At 62.1% G+C, this 20,594-nt stretch carries 19 protein-coding genes; 8 read left to right on the top strand and 11 right to left on the bottom strand.

Going from position 1 to position 20,594, the window contains the following annotated elements; genetic code table 11:
* The first annotated feature begins 109 nt into the window (after positions 1-109).
* The 3 genes from JNB71_RS17375 (at position 110) to JNB71_RS17365 (ending at position 4,234) form a co-directional block, all read left to right on the top strand.
* The gene (locus JNB71_RS17375; RefSeq protein WP_220373071.1) at positions 110-1,876 is read left to right on the top strand and encodes a type I secretion system permease/ATPase; all 1,767 of its coding nucleotides are present in this window, start codon (positions 110-112) and stop codon (positions 1,874-1,876) included.
* An 11-nt stretch (positions 1,877-1,887) separates the two neighbouring features.
* Positions 1,888-3,201 (top strand): HlyD family type I secretion periplasmic adaptor subunit, encoded by a 1,314-nt coding sequence (locus JNB71_RS17370; protein ID WP_220373369.1) that lies wholly within the window; start codon positions 1,888-1,890, stop codon positions 3,199-3,201.
* A gap of 124 nt (positions 3,202-3,325) precedes the next feature.
* Positions 3,326-4,234 carry a DMT family transporter gene (locus JNB71_RS17365; RefSeq protein WP_220373070.1) on the top strand — a complete coding sequence of 303 codons (909 nt, stop codon included), beginning with the start codon at positions 3,326-3,328 and terminating at the stop codon, positions 4,232-4,234.
* Here JNB71_RS17365 and ung read toward each other — a convergent pair.
* Entirely contained in the window at positions 4,219-4,932 is a 714-nt protein-coding gene (ung, locus tag JNB71_RS17360; RefSeq protein ID WP_220373069.1) for a uracil-DNA glycosylase, read from the bottom strand. The two genes, JNB71_RS17365 and ung, sit on opposite strands and share 16 nt — an antisense overlap.
* Before the next feature lie 185 nt (positions 4,933-5,117).
* Between ung and modA the strand changes: the two genes are divergently transcribed.
* Genes modA through modC form a run of 3 tightly spaced genes read left to right on the top strand, consistent with a single transcriptional unit; the run spans position 5,118 to position 7,726 of the window.
* Positions 5,118-5,912: a molybdate ABC transporter substrate-binding protein gene (gene modA, locus JNB71_RS17355; RefSeq protein WP_220373068.1), complete on the top strand. Its 795-nt coding sequence runs from the start codon at positions 5,118-5,120 to the stop codon at positions 5,910-5,912.
* Between the two features lie 48 nt (positions 5,913-5,960).
* Entirely contained in the window at positions 5,961-6,662 is a 702-nt protein-coding gene (gene modB / locus JNB71_RS17350; RefSeq protein WP_018328055.1) for a molybdate ABC transporter permease subunit, read from the top strand.
* Positions 6,659-7,726: a molybdenum ABC transporter ATP-binding protein gene (gene modC, locus JNB71_RS17345; protein WP_220373067.1), complete on the top strand. Its 1,068-nt coding sequence runs from the start codon at positions 6,659-6,661 to the stop codon at positions 7,724-7,726. Before modB ends, modC begins: the two co-directional genes overlap by 4 nt.
* Here modC and JNB71_RS17340 read toward each other — a convergent pair.
* From JNB71_RS17340 to JNB71_RS17305, 8 genes are all read right to left on the bottom strand, one after another.
* The gene (locus tag JNB71_RS17340) at positions 7,701-8,105 is read right to left on the bottom strand and encodes a winged helix-turn-helix domain-containing protein (RefSeq protein ID WP_220373066.1); all 405 of its coding nucleotides are present in this window, start codon (positions 8,103-8,105) and stop codon (positions 7,701-7,703) included. The genes modC and JNB71_RS17340 overlap by 26 nt on opposite strands.
* Before the next feature lie 89 nt (positions 8,106-8,194).
* On the bottom strand, positions 8,195-8,932 hold the full coding sequence (locus JNB71_RS17335; protein ID WP_220373065.1) for an SDR family oxidoreductase: 738 nt from the start codon (positions 8,930-8,932) through the stop codon (positions 8,195-8,197).
* 128 nt (positions 8,933-9,060) lie between these two features.
* A complete protein-coding gene (locus JNB71_RS17330) occupies positions 9,061-10,128 on the bottom strand; it encodes an ABC transporter ATP-binding protein (RefSeq protein ID WP_220373064.1) in 1,068 nt (355 codons plus the stop codon).
* Positions 10,125-10,952: a carbohydrate ABC transporter permease gene (locus JNB71_RS17325; RefSeq protein WP_220373063.1), complete on the bottom strand. Its 828-nt coding sequence runs from the start codon at positions 10,950-10,952 to the stop codon at positions 10,125-10,127. The genes JNB71_RS17330 and JNB71_RS17325 overlap by 4 nt, the downstream gene beginning before the upstream one ends.
* Complete coding sequence (locus JNB71_RS17320) at positions 10,949-11,851, bottom strand: carbohydrate ABC transporter permease (RefSeq protein WP_220373368.1); 903 nt, start codon at positions 11,849-11,851, stop codon at positions 10,949-10,951. The genes JNB71_RS17325 and JNB71_RS17320 overlap by 4 nt, the downstream gene beginning before the upstream one ends.
* Positions 11,852-12,135: 284 nt before the next feature.
* Positions 12,136-13,368 carry an ABC transporter substrate-binding protein gene (locus JNB71_RS17315; protein WP_220373062.1) on the bottom strand — a complete coding sequence of 411 codons (1,233 nt, stop codon included), beginning with the start codon at positions 13,366-13,368 and terminating at the stop codon, positions 12,136-12,138.
* Positions 13,369-13,465: 97 nt separating this feature from the next.
* On the bottom strand, positions 13,466-14,368 hold the full coding sequence (locus JNB71_RS17310; RefSeq protein ID WP_220373061.1) for a sugar phosphate isomerase/epimerase family protein: 903 nt from the start codon (positions 14,366-14,368) through the stop codon (positions 13,466-13,468).
* A 13-nt stretch (positions 14,369-14,381) separates the two neighbouring features.
* The gene (locus JNB71_RS17305) at positions 14,382-15,374 is read right to left on the bottom strand and encodes a Gfo/Idh/MocA family protein (RefSeq protein WP_220373060.1); all 993 of its coding nucleotides are present in this window, start codon (positions 15,372-15,374) and stop codon (positions 14,382-14,384) included.
* 171 nt (positions 15,375-15,545) lie between these two features.
* Between JNB71_RS17305 and JNB71_RS17300 the strand changes: the two genes are divergently transcribed.
* Together JNB71_RS17300 and JNB71_RS17295 are read left to right on the top strand one after the other, a co-directional pair.
* A complete protein-coding gene (locus JNB71_RS17300; RefSeq protein WP_220373059.1) occupies positions 15,546-16,583 on the top strand; it encodes a LacI family DNA-binding transcriptional regulator in 1,038 nt (345 codons plus the stop codon).
* A gap of 104 nt (positions 16,584-16,687) precedes the next feature.
* Positions 16,688-18,019 carry an NAD(P)/FAD-dependent oxidoreductase gene (locus JNB71_RS17295; protein WP_220373058.1) on the top strand — a complete coding sequence of 444 codons (1,332 nt, stop codon included), beginning with the start codon at positions 16,688-16,690 and terminating at the stop codon, positions 18,017-18,019.
* A 157-nt stretch (positions 18,020-18,176) separates the two neighbouring features.
* Here the strand turns inward: JNB71_RS17295 and purU are convergent, their stop codons facing one another.
* On the bottom strand, positions 18,177-19,061 hold the full coding sequence (gene purU, locus JNB71_RS17290) for a formyltetrahydrofolate deformylase (RefSeq protein WP_220373057.1): 885 nt from the start codon (positions 19,059-19,061) through the stop codon (positions 18,177-18,179).
* A gap of 160 nt (positions 19,062-19,221) precedes the next feature.
* Entirely contained in the window at positions 19,222-20,529 is a 1,308-nt protein-coding gene (gene glnT, locus JNB71_RS17285; protein WP_220373056.1) for a type III glutamate--ammonia ligase, read from the bottom strand.
* Positions 20,530-20,594: the final 65 nt, after the last annotated feature.

Here is a 20,594-nt window from a genome sequence, read left to right as displayed (position 1 = left end):
CGCGCAAAAGCATGTTCCGACGCGACAGACCCACGGGGTCGTGCGACTTTAATTGTGGCACGCTGGTGCATTCCAATGAGGCGACAGACGTCTCGCGAGGACCTCTACAGTGAAACATTCGAAAAGTAACCAGAGCATTGTCGATCCGATTCTCGCCTTGCGCGACTGCAAGAGTGCCTTCGTCGGCGTCTTCATTGCCAGCGCTCTGGTCAATATTCTCTACCTGACGGGCTCCTTCTTCATGCTGGAGGTCTATGACCGGGTACTGCCCAGCCGAAGCATCCCGACCCTTGTCGCCCTCTGCTTGCTGGCCCTGCTGCTCTATGCTTTCCAAGGTGCCTTCGAAATGGTGCGCGGCCGCATGTTCGTGCGCATTGCCGGCGCCCTCGATGAAGCCCTGAGCGGCCGCATCTATCGCGCCGTGGTTCAGGCCCCGTTGAAACTGCGCACCCAGGGCGACGGCCTGCAGGCCTTGCGCGATTTCGACCAGATTCGCTCGTTCCTCTCCGGATCCGGCCCCGCAGCCTTCCTCGACCTGCCCTGGCTGCCGCTGTATATCGTCATCTGCTTCATGTTTCATTACTGGATCGGTACCGTCGCGGTCCTCGGCTCGCTTATCCTGATCACGCTGACGTTCTTCACCAATCGCGGCACCCAGGCGCCCTCCAAAAGGGCCGCTGAGGCCGGCAACCAGCGCAATGCCTTCGCGCAATCATCGCAGCGCAATGCCGAAGTGATGCAGGCCATGGGCATGCTCGGCCGCATGTCGCAGCTCTGGGATCTTCGAAACACGACCTTCCGGGAACAAAACCGCGAGACCTCCGACGTCGGCAATGGCTATGGCGTGCTCTCAAAGGTGTCGCGCATGGCGCTGCAATCCGCGGTGCTGGCGACCGGTGCGGTTCTCGTCATCCAGGGCTCGGCTTCGCCAGGCATCATTATCGCCGGTTCGATCCTGACGGCCCGCGCTCTCGCGCCGGTCGAGCTGGCGATCGGCAACTGGCGCGGTTTTGTTTCCGCCATGCAAAGCCGGCAAAGGCTGAAGGAACTGCTGACCGCCCTGCCGGAACGCGACGCCCCGCTGGAACTGCCCGTGCCCAAGGAAAAGCTGAGCGCCGAAAGTCTTGCCGGCGGCCCGCCCGGCGGGCAGCGCCTGACCTTCGCCGAAGTCAATTTCAGCGTGAAGGCCGGCAGCGCGCTCGGCGTCATCGGCCCGAGTGCCTCGGGCAAGTCTTCGCTCGCGCGCGCGCTGATCGGCATCTGGCCATCCTATCGCGGCTCTGTCCGGCTCGACGGCGCAGCACTCGACCAGTGGGATAGCGACAGGCTCGGCCGTCATGTCGGCTATCTGCCGCAAGATGTCGAACTGTTCTCGGGCACCGTGGCGCAGAACATCGCGCGGTTTGCGGCCGACGCCTCGGCCGAGGCCGTCGTGTCCGCGGCCCGCGCCGCGCGCGTCCACGATCTCATTCTCAAACTGCCGAACGGCTATGAAACCGAGATGGGTGAAGGCGGCGCGGCGCTTTCCGCCGGCCAGCGCCAGCGTGTCGCGCTGGCGCGCGCGCTCTACGGCGACCCCTTCCTGGTGGTTCTGGACGAACCGAACTCCAACCTCGACGCCGAGGGCGAACAGGCGCTCACCGAAGCGATCATGGGTGTGCGCGCCCGCGGCGGCATCGTCATCGTCGTCGCCCACCGACCGAGCGCGCTTGCCGCCACCGATATGGTGTTGATGATGAGCGAAGGACGGATGCAGGCGTTCGGACCGAGGGATGAAGTCCTTGCACAGATCCTGCGCAAGCAAAACCGCCCGCCACAAATTGCCGGCGCCGCCTCATTGAAAGTCGTGGGTGAAGGCCAGGAGTCCGCATCGTGACCGATACTTCCATGGAAACAAAACCGGTGAACTCCCGCCGCTCTCTCGCCCGGCACGTGACCGCCGTCTCGATCCTCGCCCTCGCCCTCGTCGTCGGCGTTGGCGGCTGGGCGGCAACGACCGAGCTGTCCAGCGCAATCGTGGCTTCCGGCACCGTCGTGGTCGAGAACAACGTCAAGAAAATCCAGCACCTGACCGGCGGAATCGTCGGCGAGGTCCTGGTAAAGGAAGGCGATAGCGTCAAGGCCGGGCAGACCCTGATCAAGCTCGATGGCACGACCGTTCGGGCCAATCTGTCGATCGTGCAGAACACGCTGGCGCAATTCTATGCCCGTCGCGCCCGCCTGGTAGCCGAACAGACCAACTCTGCGGAGTTCAGCATTCCGGAAGACCTGAACGCGCTGACATCGGGCTCAAGCACACCAGCCGTCCTTCTCGAAGAGAGCGAACGCAAGCTGTTCATGAGCCGAAAGAGCGCGCTTGTCGGCATGAAAAGCCAGCTTGCCTCGCGCAAGAGCCAGTTGGCCGACGAAACCAAGGGCCTGACCGTACAGTTGGCAGCCATCGAGGACGCGCTGAAGCTGATCAATGAGGAACTGACGGGACTCGACAAGCTCTATGGCAAGGGCCTGGTGTCCATGCAGCGGCTTACCGAGCTCAAGCGCAACCGCGCCCAGCTGGAAGGCGACCGCGGTGCACGCATCGCCGCCCGGGCTCAGGCGGCCGGCAAATCCAGCGAGATCGACCTGCAGATTCTGCAGCTGGACGAGGACCGCCGCACCGAGATTGCCAAGGAACTGACCGACGTCGAGGGCAAGATAGCCGAATATGAAGACCGCCGCATTGCCGCCCTGGACCAGCTGAAACGGCTCGACATCAGCTCGCCGCTGGATGGCCGGATCTACCAGCTCGCCGTCCATACGGTGAACGGCGTCATCAATCCCGGTGAAGTGTTGATGCTTGTCGTTCCCGGCTCGGACGGCCTGACGGTCGAGGCCAAGATCGCCACGCACGACATCGACCAGATACGCGTGGGGCAGCCGGTCGAAATCCGCTTCAGCGCCTTCAACCAGCGCACCACGCCGATCGTCGAGGCGGAAGTCGTGACCATCGCGCCGGACATTGTCACCGACCAGCGCACCGGCACCAGTTACTACCCTCTGCGTATCAAGCCCAAGGCGGACAGCCTGGCAAAGCTGAAGGGATTGACGCTCTATCCCGGCATGCCGTCGGAGGTCTTCATCAAGATCGCTGACCGCACCGTGATATCCTACCTGGCAAAGCCGCTGACCGAACAGCTGCAGCATACGTTCCGCGAGGAATAAGCTGCCGGCAGCACGCGCGGCGCAACGTCGCGCGTGCTCTCGGAAAACGCCGATTGGGAAATTCCTTGCTGCACTGCAAAAATAGCATGGGCGCCTGCGGCGCAGCCGATGTAAGACCGTTCTCATGACTTCCAAGCGCACCGGCTACATCTTCGTCCTGCTGGCGATCTCGATTTTCTCGATCCAGGACGCGCTTTCCAAGCATCTGGGCAGCCTCTACCCGCCCGTCCTGATCACGATGATCCGCTATTGGGCTTTTACCACCTTTGCGATCGCGCTGGCATCGCGATCACGGGGCGGCCTTTTGGCGGCCGCGAAAACCAAGCGACCGGTCCTGCAGGTCCTGCGTGGCGTTCTGCTTGCATTCCAGATCGTCATCGTCATCTTTTCGTTTGCCGCGGTCGGCCTTGCCCATTCGCAGGCGATCTTTTCCTCCGGGCCGCTTTTCGTCGCCCTTCTCTCCATGCCGCTTCTCGGAGAGCGCGTCGGCTGGCGGCGTTGGACGGCGATCATCATCGGCTTGCTGGGTGTATTGTTGATCCTGGAACCGGGCGGCGGCAGCTTTGATCTCAAGCTGCTGATCCCGCTCGCATCATCGCTGATCTTTGCGATCTACGTGATTTCGACGCGGCTCGTCAGCCGCGACGATACCGCCATGACAAGCTTCTTCTACACGGGGGTCGCCGGTGCCGTGGCGATCACCGCCGTCGGTCCGTTCTACTGGACGACAATTGCGGCGCAGGACTGGGTCTGGATGCTGATGCTCTGCATCACCGGAACGACCAGCCATTTTTTCCTGATCAAGGCCTATGAACTGCTCGACGCAGCCGAGGTCCAGCCGCTCACCTATCTCCAGCTTGTCTTCGCCTCGATCATCGGCGTCGTCGTCTTTGGCGAAACGATCGGCCTGAATGTGATTGCCGGATCGGTGATCGTCGTCTGCGCGGGGATTTTCACCGTCTGGCGCGAAAGCGTCGTTGCCCGTCGGAAGGCCAAGTCGCCCGAGCCACCGTCCTCTCAGACGCTGACCTGAGCCTGCGCCTCGGGATTGGCCGGCAGCGCCCAGTCGATGGGCTCGCGCCCGTTGGCGACGAGAAAATCATTGGCCTTTGAAAAAGGCTTGCTGCCGAAAAACCCGTTATGGGCCGATAGCGGCGACGGGTGTGCCGAGCGGATCACCAGATGGCGCGACCGATCGACGAAGGCCGCCTTCCTCTGAGCATAGGATCCCCACAGGATGAAAACGACCGGACGGGGCTGCTCGTTGATCGCCCGGATAATCGCATCGGTGAACCGTTCCCAACCCTTGCCCTGGTGCGAAGCGGCCATTGCTCGCTCCACCGTCAGCACGCTATTGAGGAGCAGCACACCCTGTCGCGCCCAGCTCTCCAGGAAGCCATGGCGAGCAGGCGGAATGCCGAGATCGCTTTGCAGCTCCTTGTAGATATTGACCAGCGACGGCGGAGAGCGCACACCGGGTTTGACGCTGAACGACAGCCCATGCGCCTGCCCCTCCCCGTGATAGGGGTCCTGGCCGAGGATGACGACCCGCACCGTCTCCAGCGGCGTCAGGTCCAGGGCACGGAAATACTCTGCTCCCTTTGGAAAAATCTGTTTGCCGTCGCGTTTTTCCTCAAGCAGGAATGCCTTCAGCTCGGCCATATAGGAACTGGAGAATTCCGGTGCCAAAACCGCTTTCCAGCTTTCCTCAAGCGTCACACTCGATTCCATCTTCGTTTCCGGCCTCCCTATGCTCGTCCGTCGGACGCTCCCGAATGTAACGGCGGAGTGGTTGATGACAAGCACGAACGTCAAACAGCCGGGAATAACTTTCAATGTATTCATAGAAATATAACGCTGGCCATTCCTCTCAACCCGTTATATCTAGGAAAATATCTCGATCGCCAGGGAACCGCATGCGCACGGAACGTCGAACCTTGCTCAAATTTGTCACCGCCGCTGTCACTGCCCTCTGGTTGAGCGGAATGCCATTTGCCCAGCCGGCAGCCGCCAGTGAAAAAGTGACGGTCTTTGCCGCAGCCAGCCTGAAGAATGCGCTCGATGCCGTCAATGCCGCCTGGCAAAAGGAAGCCGGCAAGGAAGCGACCGTTTCCTATGCGGCAAGCTCGGCGCTCGCCAAGCAGATCGAAGCCGGCGCGCCGGCCGATGTCTTCATCTCCGCCGATCTGGCCTGGATGGACTACGTCGCCGAAAAGAAGCTGATCAAGGACGGCACCCGGGCCAATCTGCTCGGCAACCGGATCGTGCTGGTGGCAGGCAGCAAGGATACGGCACCCGTCGATATCAAGCAGGGTTTCGACCTGAAGGGCCTGCTGGGCGATGAGAAACTTGCGATGGGCGCCGTCGATTCCGTTCCGGCAGGCAAATACGGCAAGGCCGCGCTTGAAAAGCTCGGCGTCTGGTCTGCCGTCGAAAAGAACGTGGCCGGCGCCGAAAACGTCCGCGCAGCACTTCTCCTGGTGTCCAAGGGCGAAGCACCCTATGGCATCGTCTACAAGACGGACGCCGCCGCAGACAAGGGCGTGGCGATCGTCGGCACCTTCCCGGAAGACAGCCACCCGCCTATCGTCTACCCAATCGCGCTCACGGCGGAGAGCAGCAATCCGGATGCCGCCGCCTACCTGGATTTCATCAAATCGGCAAAGGCGGCTGCGCTGTTTGAGGCCCGGGGCTTTAAGATCTTGAACTAAGCAAGAGACGCCCGCCAACGGACGGAGCGCCAAAGACTGGAGCGGCATTTGGACTGGCTGGTTTTGAGCGATGCGGAGTGGATGGCGATCCTTCTCAGCCTGCGCGTATCGTCTGTCGCCATGCTTGCCAGCCTGCCGTTTGCTATCGGGATTGCCTTGATCCTGGCGCGCGGCCGCTTCTGGGGAAAGGCCGTGCTCAACGGAATCGTCCATCTTCCCCTGGTTCTGCCGCCGGTGGTGACCGGCTTTCTGCTACTGATCCTGTTTGGAAAACGTGGGCCGATCGGCGCGTTTCTCGCCGAATATACCGGCATCGTCTTTTCCTTCCGCTGGACAGGCGCAGCGCTTGCCTGCGCCATCATGGCCTTTCCGCTGATGGTGCGCAGCATCCGGCTGTCGATCGAGGCGGTCGACCGCAGGCTCGAGCAGGCAGCAGCCACACTCGGCGCAGGACCCGTCTGGGTTTTCCTGACGGTCACGCTCCCGCTCGTCCTGCCCGGCATCATCGCCGGCATGATTCTCGCCTTTGCCAAGGCGATGGGCGAATTCGGCGCGACGATCACCTTCGTCTCCAACATTCCCGGCGAGACCCAGACGCTTTCCTCGGCGATCTACACCTTTACGCAGGTGCCCGGCGGCGATGCCGGCGCATTTCGCCTGACCATCATTTCCGTCGTGATATCCATGGCGGCGCTGATGATCTCGGAAATGCTGGCAAATCTCGCGGTGAAGAAGATGGACGCCGCATGAGCCTCGAGGTTGCTGTCCGCCATCGTCTCGGCGCGTTTTCCGTTACGGCTGCGTTCTCTGCGGACAAGGGTGTCACCGCCCTCTTCGGCCGCTCCGGATCGGGCAAGACGTCGTTGATCAACATCATCGCCGGGTTGCTGCGCCCCGAAGACGGGCGGCTGGCGTTCAACGGCGATGTTCTCGTCGACAGCGCGGCCCGCATTTTTGTGCCGCCGCACAAACGCCGCTTCGCCTATGTCTTTCAGGAGGCTCGGCTTTTCCCCCACCTGAACGTCCGGCGCAATCTCGGCTACGGCCGCTGGTTCGCCCGGCACGCCGGTGCAGGAGCGGATTTCGACAGGATCGTCGATCTGCTCGGCATCGGAGGGCTGCTCAATCGCGCGCCGGCCAATCTTTCAGGCGGCGAAAAACAGCGTGTGGCCATCGGCCGGGCGTTGCTTTCAAGCCCGCGCCTGCTCTTGATGGACGAGCCTCTGGCCGCGCTCGACGAGGAGCGGAAAGCGGAGATCCTGCCCTATCTGGAGCGGTTGCGGGATGAAACGGGAATTCCCGTCATCTATGTCAGCCATTCGGTCGTCGAAGTCGCCCGGCTGGCCAACAGGGTCATCGTGCTCGAAAACGGCCGGATCAGCGCGTCCGGCGACGCGGCGACGATTTTGAGCGCGCCATCCCCGGCGATCAGCCGCCGCGAGGCGGGCACGCTGATCGAAGGCACCGTTGAGACCAGCGATGTTTCGCACCAGATCACGATCGTTTGCGCCGGCACCGTGAAGATTCAAGTACCGCATCTGGAGGCGCCAGCCGGCAAGTCGGTGCGCCTGCACATCGCGGCCCGCGATGTCATGCTGGCCACCAGCCGACCGGATGGCCTGAGCGCGCTCAACGTCCTGCCGGGCACGATCGTCGGGATCGGAGAAGCGGAGCATGGCATGGTCGATGTGCGTCTGGATTGCGGTGGCGTGACGATCCTGTCGCGGGTGACCACCCTGTCACGCGATCTGCTCCGCCTGCAGGCGGGCAAACCGGTGCATGCCGTCATCAAGAGCGTTGCGCTGGATCTGTGAGTTCACCGGCCGGCATCGCATGAGGATTGCGGTTGCTCTCCAGCCAAGCCAGCTCTTCAAAAAGCGCCGCCGCGGCCTTTGCCTCCATTGCCCGGAACCGGCGGATCAGCTCTTCTCCGAAAGGCGTGACGAGCGCGCCACCGCCCTGCTTTCCGCCGCGCTGCGACAGGACCGCATCTTGGCTGAACATCCCATTGAGCGCGCTGACCAGCAGCCAAGCGCGCCGATAGGACATGTCCATGGCGCGGCCCGCCGCCGAGATCGAGCCGGTCTCTCGAATGTGTTCCAAGAGCGCAATCTTGCCCCGGCCCAGCCGCTCTGCGTGAGGAAAATCGATCCTCAGTACGGGGATGAGACTGGTGGGTTCCTTTTGTGTCATACGACTGCTGCGCGCCTTCTGTGGTCGGCAGAGACTATAGCGCGCGTCTGCCGATGTATAGCGCCGACAACATCGGCCTGCAGAGCAGACTACAGGCTCATGCCACCGTCGATGACGTGCACCTGCCCCGTCGTATAGTTGGAAACGTCGCTGGCGAGATAAACGGCAAGCGCCGCAATCTCCTCCGGCAGGCCGATGCGGCCCATCGGCTGGCGGGCAATGAAGGCGGCGCGGGCTTCCTCGTAGTTGCCTTGCGCCTTCATCCGCTCCTCGAGCGACGGCGACTGCACCGTGCCGGGCGCGATCGCGTTGCAGCGGATGCCCTGCTTGATGTAATCGAGCGCGACCGACTTGGTGAGGCCGATAACGGCCGCCTTGCTGGCTGAATAGACGAAGCGGTTGGGCACACCCATCGGGACGCCCGCAACCGACGACATGTTGATGATCGAGCCGCCGCCGTTGTCGATCATGCCCGGCAGGACGGCCCGGATCAGCCGGAACATCGACTTGACGTTGAGATCGAAGGCGAGATCATAGTCCCGCTCGCTGGCTTCGAGGATCGTTCCGGCATGCACCGTCCCGGCGCAGTTGAACAGCACATCGATCGTTCCGGCTTCCGCGGCAAAGGTTGAGATCGCGTCGGCGTTCATCACATCGAGTTTCGCGACGTTCATGCCCAGGGCGGAAAGTTCGGCGAGTTTTTCCTCATTGACGTCCGTGGCCGTGACGATCGCCCCTTCGCGCTGGAACGCCTCGGCGGCAGCGCGGCCAATGCCCTGTGCTGCTGCCGTGATCACGGCGCGTTTGCCGGCCAGAAGTCCACCCATCTCATTTCCTCCCTGTCGCGGCCATGGTCCGCATCCTTTTGCCGACAGGGAATATCGCCGGCTCCCCACTTGTCAAGGCCGGCGAACGTATTTTTATACAGAAAAAACCAAACGCGGTCGATCCGGCTTCAGACCCTCAATCCGGTTTCCGCATCGAAGATGTGCACGTCCGCCGGCCGGATGGACACATCGATGACGTCTCCGGCCCCGACGGGCCTGCGCGTCGTGTCGACAACCGTCACCTCCGTTGCCGTCGACGTGGTGATGTAGGTGGCGGAGCCGGTGGTCTCGACGATCCCGACCGGCAGACGGAAGACGCCTTGTCCCGGCTCGACGAAATGCAAGTGCTCGGGCCGCAGTCCCGCTGTCACCTTGCGGCCCGGCTGGAGCTGGCGATCCAGAGCGATGGTCTGCTTTTCGCCGATATCGACCGCCAGCGAGCGGCCATCCTCGCCGACCGTCGCGGGCACGAAGTTCATCGCCGGCGAGCCGATGAAGCCGGCGACGAATTTATTGGCCGGCCGGTCGTAGAGTTCCAGCGGCGCGCCCTGCTGCTCGATCACGCCGTCCTTCATCACCACCACATGGTCGGCCATCGTCATCGCCTCGATCTGGTCATGCGTGACATAGACCGACGTGGCATGTAGCCGGTCATGCAGGGTGCGGATTTCCTTGCGCATATGGACGCGCAGCGCCGCATCGAGATTGGACAGCGGCTCGTCGAACAGGAAGGCCTTGGGATGGCGGATGATGGCCCGGCTCATCGCGACGCGCTGGCGCTGGCCGCCGGAAAGCTCGCGCGGATAGCGACCGAGGAGATGCGAAAGCCCGGTCGTGGCCGCGACTTCCTCTGCCGCCTTTTTCGCCTCGGCCTTGGCGACACCGCGAATGCGCAGGCTGTAGGTCAGGTTCTGCTCGACCGTCATATGCGGGTAGAGCGCGTAGGACTGGAACACCATGGCGATGTCGCGCTTGCGCGGCGGCACCTTGTTCATAAGCTCGCCGGCGATCTTCAGGTCGCCCGTCGAAATGCTCTCAAGCCCGGCCAGCGAACGCAGCAACGTGGACTTGCCGCAGCCGGACGGACCGACGAGCGCGACGAAGGTGCCCTTCTCGATGCTGAGGTTGATGTTCTTCAGCGCGTGGTAGGCGCCGTAATATTTGTTGACGCCCGAGAGTTCGATCTGCTTGGTCATTTGATGGCTCCCGAGGTAAGGCCGGAGACGATGCGCCGCTGCAGCAGCACGAAGATGGCAAGAATGGGGGTCACGTAGATCGTGGCGTAGGCCATGATGTTGTTCCATTCATTGGTGTTCGGGCCCATGAAGGAATTGAGGCCGACGCTGGCCGGCTGAAGCTCGATGTCCTGGATGATCGACTTGGAATAGACGAACTCGCCGAAGGCCTGCATGAAGATCAGGATGGCGCTCACCAATATGCCGTTGCGGGCGAGCGGCAGGACGATATGGAAGAAAGCGCCGACACGCGAATTGCCGTCGACCAGCGCCGCCTCCTCCAGTTCCATCGGCACGGCCATGAAGGTGGCGCGCACCAGGACTACGAAGAACGGCATGCTTTTCGCGGCGATCGCGATGATCACGGCCAGACGCGGATAGTCCAGCATGCCGAGTTGCGAAAAGCCGACGAAGATCGGCGTGATCATCAGCGACGCCGGCAGGACCTGCAGCATCAGGATCAGGAACAGACCGACATCGACCCAGCCATTGCGGTAGCGCGCCAGCACATAGGCGCAGCCGACGCCGAGCACCGTGATCAGCACCACGGCTCCCGAAGCGATGACCAGCGAGTTCCAGAGATAGCGTCCCATGCCGCGGCTCTCCCAGACGAAAGCATAGGTGCTCCACTGTGGCACCGACGGCCAGAAGGTCGGCGGCGTGGCGAACATCTCCGATCCGCTCTTCAGGGCAGTTATGTACATCCAGTAGAGCGGAAACAGATAGATCGCCGCCATGACCAGGGCGATCAAAAGCATGAGGCGATTGCGGTTCGTCTCGGTCATCCGCGCACCTCGTGACGTGTCGAGCGGACATAGACGACCGAGGCGATCATGACGAAGATGATCATCAGGACGGAAATCGTCGCGCCCTTGGCAAAGTCGTACTGTCGGAAGGACTGCTCCCAGGCCCAGTATTGCGTAACGTTGGACGAATTGTTGGGCCCGCCGGAGGTGATCGCGGCAAACAGGTCGAACTGCTGCAGCGTGAAGATCAGGCCAAGCGCGATGATGGCGCCGATGGTGGAGCGCATCATCGGCAGGGTGATCGTCCAGAAACGCTGCCAGGCGTTCGCGCCATCGAGTTCGGCGGCCTCGTAGAGATCGGCAGGGATAGCTGAGAGACCGACCGAGAGGAGGATCATATTGAAGGCGGTGCCGAGCCAGATATTGGCGAGGATGACGGCATAGAGCGAATAGTTCGGATCCGAGCGCCAGAAGATATTACCGGAGATCACGCCACCTTCCCTCAGGACGAAGTTGAGGACACCGAAATCCCCCGACAGGATCCAGTTCCAGATGGCGCCGACGACGAGACCCGGCATCACCCAGGAGACAAGGAACAGGCCGCGCAGCCAGGAAGCGCCGGGAAAATTGACCCAGAAGAACAGCGCCAGCCCAAAGCCGATGAGGAACTGTCCGGCGATCGAGCCGGCGACGAAAATCGCCGTATTGGCAAGGATCGGCAGCGTCTCGGGCTGCGCGAAAAGGTCGCGATAGTTCTTCAGGCCGACAAAGGGGCGCATCAGCGTGCCGAGGCTGAACATGTCGACCTCCTGAAAGCTCATCAACACGTTGTAGAGCAGTGGCAGGCCCGCCATCAGGAACAGGAAACCGAGCGGGAAGGCGACCAGCACGATATCGAAACCGCGGCCGTCCCTTACACTGGAATAAAGCCTCTTGATCGGGCCTCGGACGTCCCGAACGGGGTTGCCGGGCGCTTGCGCGGCAGGCACCCCCTTCCGGGAGGAAATGCTGGACGGCGCGTCCGCCATCCGGTTCGACCTCTCCCCGGCGGGGAGAAGGCGGCCAGAGGTGCCGGATGAGGGAGAGTGCGGCATAGCTGTCCTCGCTTGTGCTCGGGGCAGTCGCGTCGACGGACGCTCACATCCCCCCGTCGTCTCGCTCTTCCCGGCTCTTCTCCCCGCCGGGGAGAAGAGCAGCAAGAGCCACTTCATCGCCCGTCAGATCAGCCCAGCACAGCCTTGATCTTTTCGGCGGCCTGATCAAGCGCGTCCTTCGGGCTCGCCTGACCGGTCAAGGCGGCCTGAATGGCATCCTGGATCGCCTTGGAGATCTTCGGCCATTCCGGATGCGGGCCGCGGGGCTTTGCATATTTCAACTGTTCGAGGAACACCTTGAGGGCCGCGTCCTTGAGCGGCTGGCCGGTCTCGGGGATCGAGATGTCGGAGCGGGCCGGAAGCTGGCCGTAGTTCTTGAACATCTTGTCGTCCTGCGAGGCGAAGAATTCGAGCGCCTTGAAGGCCTCTTCCGGGTGCTTGGAGGAAGCGAAAATCGCCCAGTTGAAGTCGCCCATGGCCGAGGAACGTTCGGCGCCTTCCTTCGGCACCGGAAGCAGCGTCACGCCCCAGTCGAACTTCGCCTCCTGAGTCATGCGGTCGAGTTCCCACGGGCCCGAGATCGCCATGGCGGCATTCCCGGAATTGAAGGTACCGGTCGAATCCCACTGGCCGCGCGTCAGCGTATCGGGCGAAGCGAGCTTTTCATCGATGATCTTCTTCCAGATTTCGAGCGCTTTTACTGCGCCCTCGGCATTGATGTTCTCATAGCTGCCGCCACCCATCTGCGCCCAAGGCAGGAACTGGAAGGTGCCCTCCTCGTTGGCCTTTGCCGAAAACGCAAGACCATAGACGTTGGCAGCAGGATCGGTTAGCTTGCGCGCCGCATCCACCAGTTCGTCCCAGGTCTGTGGCGGCTTGCTGGGATCAAGCCCCTTCGCTTTGAACATGTCCTTGTTGTAGTAGAGCGCGATGGTGTTTGTCGCCTTCGGCACACCGTAATACCTGCCGTCCCACTCCACCGATTTCAGCGGCCCGGGGAAATAGTTCTCCGGCTTGATGACGGTCGATTTGGAGATCATGTCGGTGAGATCGAGAAAGGCGCCGCGCGACGAAAACAGCGCGTGCTCCGGATTGTCGATGGCAATGATGTCCGGCGCCTGGCCCGTGGAATAAGCGCGCATGGCCTCGCTGACGACATCATCGAACTGGATCTGCCGGTACTCTATGTGGATGCCGTTGTTGAGCTTGTTGAACTCGGCCACCAGATTTGGGGCCGGCTGAATATTACGGTCGAGCGACCAGAGCGTCAGTTTCACGTCTTCCGCCCTGGCGGACAGGCCAAACAGCGAGACGCCTGCAAGCGCCAGCGCGCCAATGACTGCATATTTGCGGATACCCATCGTTTCCTCCTGTTGGTTATCCTTATCGGCCGTCATCCTCCATGCCGGCCTTCTTCAGTCCATTTCAGTCCGTTCAGACCCTGACCGGCCTGATCGATCAGGCGGCATCGACGACGAAGTCGCCGCCCCGGCAAGCCTTCAGATAGTTGAGGCCATGCACCTGACCGGTCATTTCCAACTGATCGCGATAGACCGGATCGTGCCAGCCCTCGATGTCGATGGAACCGGACCAGCCGGCAAGGCGCAATTCGGAAATCACATCCGTCCAATTGGTGTCGCCGAAGCCCGGCGTGCGCATGAAGACGAACTTCTCCTTGCCGAAAATGCCGTGCTCACGGATGACGTCCCAGCGGATCGTCGCGTCCTTGCCGTGCACGTGAAATATCTTTTTCGCCCATTTGCGGATCTGCGGGATGGGCTCGATCAGATAGACCATCTGGTGGCAGGGCTCCCATTCAAGCCCGATATTGTCGTCCGGCGTTTCGTTGAAGATCAGCTCCCACGCATCCGGATTGTGGGCAATGTTCCAGTCGCCCGTTGCCCAGTTGCCATCCATGGCGCAGTTTTCAAAGGCGATCCTGATGCCCTTGTCGGCGGCGCGAATGGCAAGTTCGCTCCACACCTGCTTGTAGCGCGGAAGGCTGTCAGTCAGCGGTTTGTTGCGAATTCTTCCCGTAAAGCCGGCGACGCAGGTGGCGCCAAAATGGTGGGCGTTGTCGATGCAGTCCTTCCAGCCCTGCAGCGTCTCGCGATCGATATCCGTCGTCTCCAGGGGATTGCCGAACATGCCGAGCGTCGAGATGGTGATGTCGCGATCACCGATCGCCTCGACGCAGCGCTTGCCGAGATCGGCGAGATTCTGGCCGTTGGTCGTCTGCCAGAAGAAAGGCTCGAAGCTTTCGAAGCCCATGTCGGCAATATCGGCGATGCGTGTCGGAGCCTTGCCGCCGGATGCGCTGATCATGGTGCCGATGCGAATGGCTTTTGCCGGATTGCTCATCAAGGGGTCCTGTTCATAAGGTCACGCGCTGCCGGGTGCGGGCGCTCTCGATCGCCGCAAACACCATGGCAAGGCTGTTGATATTGTCGTTGCTTGCCGTTTCCGGCGTGCGGCCGGTTTTAATGGCGGTGAGGAAGTCGGCGATGACGCTGGCATGGCCGTGGGTCTGGGCGACGTTTGCGGCCTCTGGCATAGGGATGCTGTCGACCGGCCGAAGAAACCCTTCCGTGCCCGATACCCTGTGTGCCTGAAAATCCTCGGCACCATCCCAGAGCAGCGTGCCCTGCGTGCCGATGATCCGCCACCGGCTTTCCCAGCTGGTATTGGCCCCTTCGGCACACCATGAGCCGCGATAGGTGAAGGTGACGTCGTCGGAAAACTCGAAAATCGCGTTGGCCGCTGCACCATGCGCATACCACGAGCCGCGCGGGTTGCTTTCGTGGCAATAGACCGCGACCGGCACCTTGCCGGCGACGAAGCGGGCGGCGTCGAAGGTGTGGATCGCCATGTCGAGCAAGAGGACATTGTCCATCTCTTCGCGGAAGCCGCCGAAATGCGCGCCGATGAAGAAATCGCAATGGATGGCAGTCAACTCGCCGAGCGCGCCGCTTTCGACCAGCCGGCGGATGCGACGGATGCCCGCGATGAAGCGCCGGTTCTGGACAATGGCATGGACTTTGCCGGCAGCAGCTGCCTGGGCGATCATTGCCCGCCCCTCCTCGATCGAGGAAGCCATCGGCTTCTCGCTCAGCACGTGGCATCCATGCGCCAGAGCGGTCGCAACGACGTCGTGACGGGCGGACGGAATGACCACATCGAAAACCACGTCTGCCGCGGTTTCGGCAAGCACCGCTGCGAGGTCGGAGCCAATGACCGCGTCCGTCAGACCGAACTCTCCGGCAAGCGACGTGGCTGCCGCCGGATTGACGTCGACGAGGCCAACGACCTCGACCTCCGCTCTGATGTCAGGGGTGTCCGCGACAGCTTTCAGCCAACCTCTAGCCATAGCTCCGCACCCGCACAAAACTGCACGCAAAATGGGATTCTCCTCCGCTAAGTCTACGGTTTTCGCTCCTTTTCGACGACCGTAAACGTTTACGGTACTATGAACGAATTTTGAAACGTGTCAATAGATGGAAATCGGGCACACCGGATTCTCAAGTTGAAAGCGGGTGGAATGACAGGCATACGCAGGCTCGCGCAGCATCTGGACATTTCGATCGGAACCGTTTCACGCGCGCTGAACGGGCGTCCGGATGTCAACGAGGAAACCCGTAAAAGAGTGCTCGAAGCCGCCGCCGAACTCGGCTATGTGCCCAACCAGTCGGGCCGCAGCCTGCGCCAGGGCACGACCAACATCATCGGCTTCATGATGCAGACCGGCGCCGAAATCACCGGCCAGGGCGACACCTTCTTCATGAGCGTCTTCGACGGCGTGCAGACGGTCTTTGCCCGTCACCATCTCGACCTCGTCGCCCTCCTCTGTTCATCGCAGGAGGACCCGGACGACTATCTCCGGCGCGTCGTCGCCCGGGGTTTCGCCGACGGGCTGATCCTTTCGGCAACCCAGCGGCAGGACCCGCGCCTGGAGTTCCTCGCCAAGCGCAAGATCCCCTTCGCCACGCTTGGACGCAGCCTCACCGACGTTGGTCAGCCATGGCTTGATCTTGATTTCGAAGGCATGGCCCAGACTGCGATCGACAGGCTGGTCGAAAGGGGCCATCGTCGGATCGCCGTCACCAGGCCGCATGACGACGTCAACCTCGGCTATATCTTCGTCGATCAGGCCGCCAGCGCGCTTGAAGCCCACGGCCTTTTTCTCGACCCCGACCTCATCTTCCGCTCGACACCCAACGAGGCAGGCGGCTACCAGATCGCGCGCGAGCTTTTGTCGAAGAAGGACCGGCCAACGGCAATACTGCTGGTCAACGAGAGCATCGCGATCGGATTTTACCGCGGATTGAGCGAAGCCGGCCTGAAGCCGGGGCGCGATATTGCGGTGATTGGCCGCCACAGCCCGCAGACGCATTTCCTGTCGCCCAGCCTTACCGGCTTCGAACTCTCGCGGCGCGATCTCGGCATCGCCCTGGCGGAAGCGCTGCTGGCAACCATGCCAGCCTTCAGCCATTTTTACCCGAATGCGGAACTGCGCAAGATCTGGCATGAAGAGCTGATTGAAGGCGAAAGCGATGCCTTCCTGTTGCCTCATGGTTGATCGGCACCCCGAGCCGCAGCAACGGCCATTCTTCGCGACTTGAACACCGGCAGCATCAGGTCCAGATCAGGAAGGCCCACCTCTGACACTGGAAAACAGCCCACATGCCAGGCCCCTTGCTCGACCCGATTGAAACCGATCACATCCTGCCGAAAAATGCCGGCGTCGTCGTCATCGGCGGCGGTATCATCGGCACGAGCACGGCGCTGTTCCTTGCCGAACGCGGCATCGACGTCGTGCTCTGCGAGAAGGGCGCGCTCGGCGGCGAGCAATCCAGTCGCAACTGGGGCTGGGTCCGGGTCATGGGCCGCGACCGGCGGGAAATTCCGCTGGCGATCGAATCCCTGAAAATCTGGGATGGATTGGACGCACGGGTCGGCGGCCACACCGGGTTTCGCCGTTCCGGCATTCTCTATATCTCGGAGACCGAGACCGATATCGCCAATCGCGACGCCTGGCTGAAACTCGCGCAGGCGCATGGGCTCGACACGCGCCAGATCGGCCCCGACGAGACAGCGGCCGTGATGCTCGGCTCCGGGCAGCGATACAAGGGCGCACTCTACACGCCAAGCGACGGCCGCGCCGAACCGCAGAAGGCCGTGCCGGCGATCGCGACGGGCGCGCGCCGGGACGGTGCCCGCATCCTGACGGGCTGCGCAGTGCGCGGCATCGAAACGAACGCTGGCCAGGTCAGCGCCGTCATTACCGAGAAGGGTCGCATCGAGACTTCCGCCGTCGTGCTTGCTGGCGGCGCCTGGTCGCGGCTGTTCTGCAAGGGGCTCGGCATCCGGCTGCCGCAACTGAAAGTGCGCAACTCGGTGCTGCGCACCGGCGCGGTGAACCGCGGGCCGGATGGCGCGGGCGCCACAGCCACCTATGCCTATCGCAAACGGCTGGACGGCGGCTACACGATCGCCAATGGCGGCATCAACATGCATGCGCTGGTGCCGGACAGTTTTGCTTTCTTCAGCGATTTCCAGCCGGCGAGGAAGGCCGAGGGCGACGCGGTGCAGCTCGGTCTCAGCCCTCGCAGCTGGCAGGAACTGTTCGAAATCGCCGCAGTCCCCCTCGACAGGCCCGGCGCATTCGAGCGGCATCGGATACTCGATCCGAAGCCGGATGGCAGAGCCGCCTTGAACGCGCTGCGGGCGGCCACGGAAGCCCTGCCGGTGCTGCGCGATGCGAAAGTCGAGCAGGTCTGGGCCGGCCTGATCGACGTGACGCCGGATGCGGTGCCGGTCATCTCCACGATCGACAGTCTTCCCGGATTGGTCATTGCGACGGGATTTTCAGGCCATGGCTTCGGCATCGGCCCCGGCGCGGGGCATCTCGCTGCCGATCTGGTCACGGGCAACACGCCGATCGTCGACCCCGCACCCTTTCGCTTCACCCGCTTTTCCGACGGCACCCCGATCGAAATTGCGCCGCCGGTCTGATCGCCGGCCCCAAGATGCGGTCAGGACTTGAGGACTCGGCGGTAGCGTGAGCTGTCGCCGGTGGCGGCTGACCGCTGCGCGACAAACCACAAAATCCCCAGTGGCGTACGCCACCGGGGATTCGAAATTCCAGCTATGTCAGCGGGAGAGAGTTGGATCAGCCCATGCGCTCCGAAGCGAAGGAGCCCGGGCTTGCGGGGAAGACGACGGTGCGGTTGCCGTTGATGAAGGTGCGATGATGAATGTGCGCGTGCACGGCGCGCGCCAGCACCTGGCTTTCGACGTCGCGACCGATCGAGACGTAGTCTTCGGCCGACTGCGCATGGGTGATGCGGGCGATGTCCTGCTCGATGATCGGACCTTCGTCGAGATCCGCGGTAACATAGTGCGCCGTCGCGCCGATCAGCTTCACGCCGCGCTCATAGGCCTGCTTGTAGGGGTTAGCGCCCTTGAATGACGGCAGGAAGGAGTGGTGGATGTTGATGATCTGGCCGGACATCTTCTGGCAGATGGCATCGGACAGGATCTGCATGTAGCGGGCCAGCACGATCAGCTCCGTGCCGGTCTGCTCGACCACGTCCATCATGCGGGCCTCCGCCTGGGCCTTGTTGGCCTTGGTGACGGGAATGTGATGGAATGGGATGTCGTGGTTGACGACAACCTTCTGGTAGTCGAAGTGGTTGGAAATGACGCCGACGATGTCGATCGGCAGCGCGCCGATTTTCCACCGATAGAGCAGGTCGTTGAGGCAGTGGCCGAAGCGCGACACCATCAACAGCACTTTCATGCGCTGCTCCGAATCACGGATGTCGGCCGTCATGCCGAAGCGGGTTTTCACCGCCTCGAAGCCGGCCGTCAATTTGTCGAGCGAGGCACCCTCCTGGCTGATGAAGGTCAGGCGCATGAAGAACAGGCCGGTCTCCAGATCGTCGAACTGCGAGCTGTCGGTGATGTAGCAGCCCTCCTCCGCAAGGTAACCGGTGATCGCCGCAACGATGCCGCGGGTGGATTTGCAGGAAACAGTCAGCACATAGCTTTTCATCGGTATCGATCTCTTGGCTCGAGGTATTGGCTGGCCCTCCCGGCCAACGTTGTGGAGCGGAAGCTAGCGCGGCGTCGGCATGCCCGTCCATCCGTTTAGCGACATCGGATAGCAGGAACAGGCCATGCCGTCTCTTCTGATCTTCGCAGAAGCCTGACAGTCAGATATCAAGCGTCGTCTGCCGCTCCCATTCGCTGAAATGGGAGGTGTAGGTATTCCATTCCTGATGCTTGAGTTTCAGGTAGGCGCTGGAGAAGCTCTTTCCGAGCGCCACTTTCAGCTCCTCGTCCTTGTCGTATTCGCGCAGAGCATCGAGCAGGTTGAGCGGCAGCCTTGGCGCGTCGGTGACGGTGTGGCCTTCCCGGTACATGTCGATGTCGTAGTGACGGCCAGGATCGGCATTGTGCCGGATGCCGTTGAGACCGGCTGCGATGATGATCGCCTGCAGCAGATAGGGATTGACCGCGCCATCCGGCAGACGCAGTTCGAACCGGCCCGGGCCGGGAACGCGAACCATGTGGGTGCGGTTGTTGCCGGTCCAGGTCACCGTATTCGGCGCCCAGGTCGCGCCGGAAATCGTGCGTGGCGCGTTGATGCGCTTGTAGGAATTGACCGTCGGATTGGTGATGGCCGCCAGCGCCGAGGCGTGCTTCATGATGCCGCCCAGGAAGGTCTTGCCCCTGGCTGAAAGGCCGAACGGCATCTCCTTGTCCGCAAACGCATTGGTCTTGCCCTCCAGATCCCAGACCGAGATATGGGCGTGGCAGCCGTTGCCGGTGAGGCCCTTGAAGGGCTTGGGCATGAAGGTTGCCCGAAGTCCGTGCTTCTCGGCGACCGACTTCACCATGAATTTGAAGAAGGAGTGCTTGTCGGCCGTCTGCAGCGCATCGTCGTATTCCCAGTTCATCTCGAACTGGCCATTCGCATCCTCGTGGTCGTTCTGGTAGGGCTTCCAGCCGAGTTCAAGCATGTAGTCGCAGATTTCGGCGATGACGTCGTAACGGCGCATGACGGCCTGCTGGTCGTAGCAAGGTTTCTCGGCGGTATCGAACTCGTCGGAAATCTTCGACCCGTCGGGAGAGATCAGGAAGAATTCCGGTTCGACGCCGGTCTTGACGCGAAGGCCTTCCGCGGCGGCTTCGGCGACCAGCCTTTTGAGGACGACGCGCGGCGCCTGCTCCACCGGCTGGTCGTCCATGACGCAGTCGGCGGCGACCCAGGCGACGTCTTTCTTCCAGGGGAGCTGGATGACGGAGGAAGCGTCCGGCAGCGCAAAGAGATCCGGGTGTGCGGGGGTGAGGTCGAGCCAGGTGGCGAAGCCGGCAAAGCCAGCACCGTCCTTCTGCATGTCGGCGATCGCTTCCGCCGGAACGAGCTTGGCCCGCTGGCCGCCGAACAGGTCGGTGTAGCTGATCATGAAATATTTGATGCCACGGTCCTTGGCAAAGCTTGCAAGATCGAGTGTCACTGTGTTCCCCTTTGGATTATTCAGACACTTTTTCATGGAGTAAGCCGCCGCCTGGCTTGGGAGAT

This window comes from Rhizobium herbae, from assembly GCF_019511375.1.
GTDB lineage: Bacteria > Pseudomonadota > Alphaproteobacteria > Rhizobiales > Rhizobiaceae > Pararhizobium > Pararhizobium herbae_A.
Note: the sequence above shows the minus strand (reverse complement) of the source record. Positions and strands in the feature narration are given on the sequence as shown.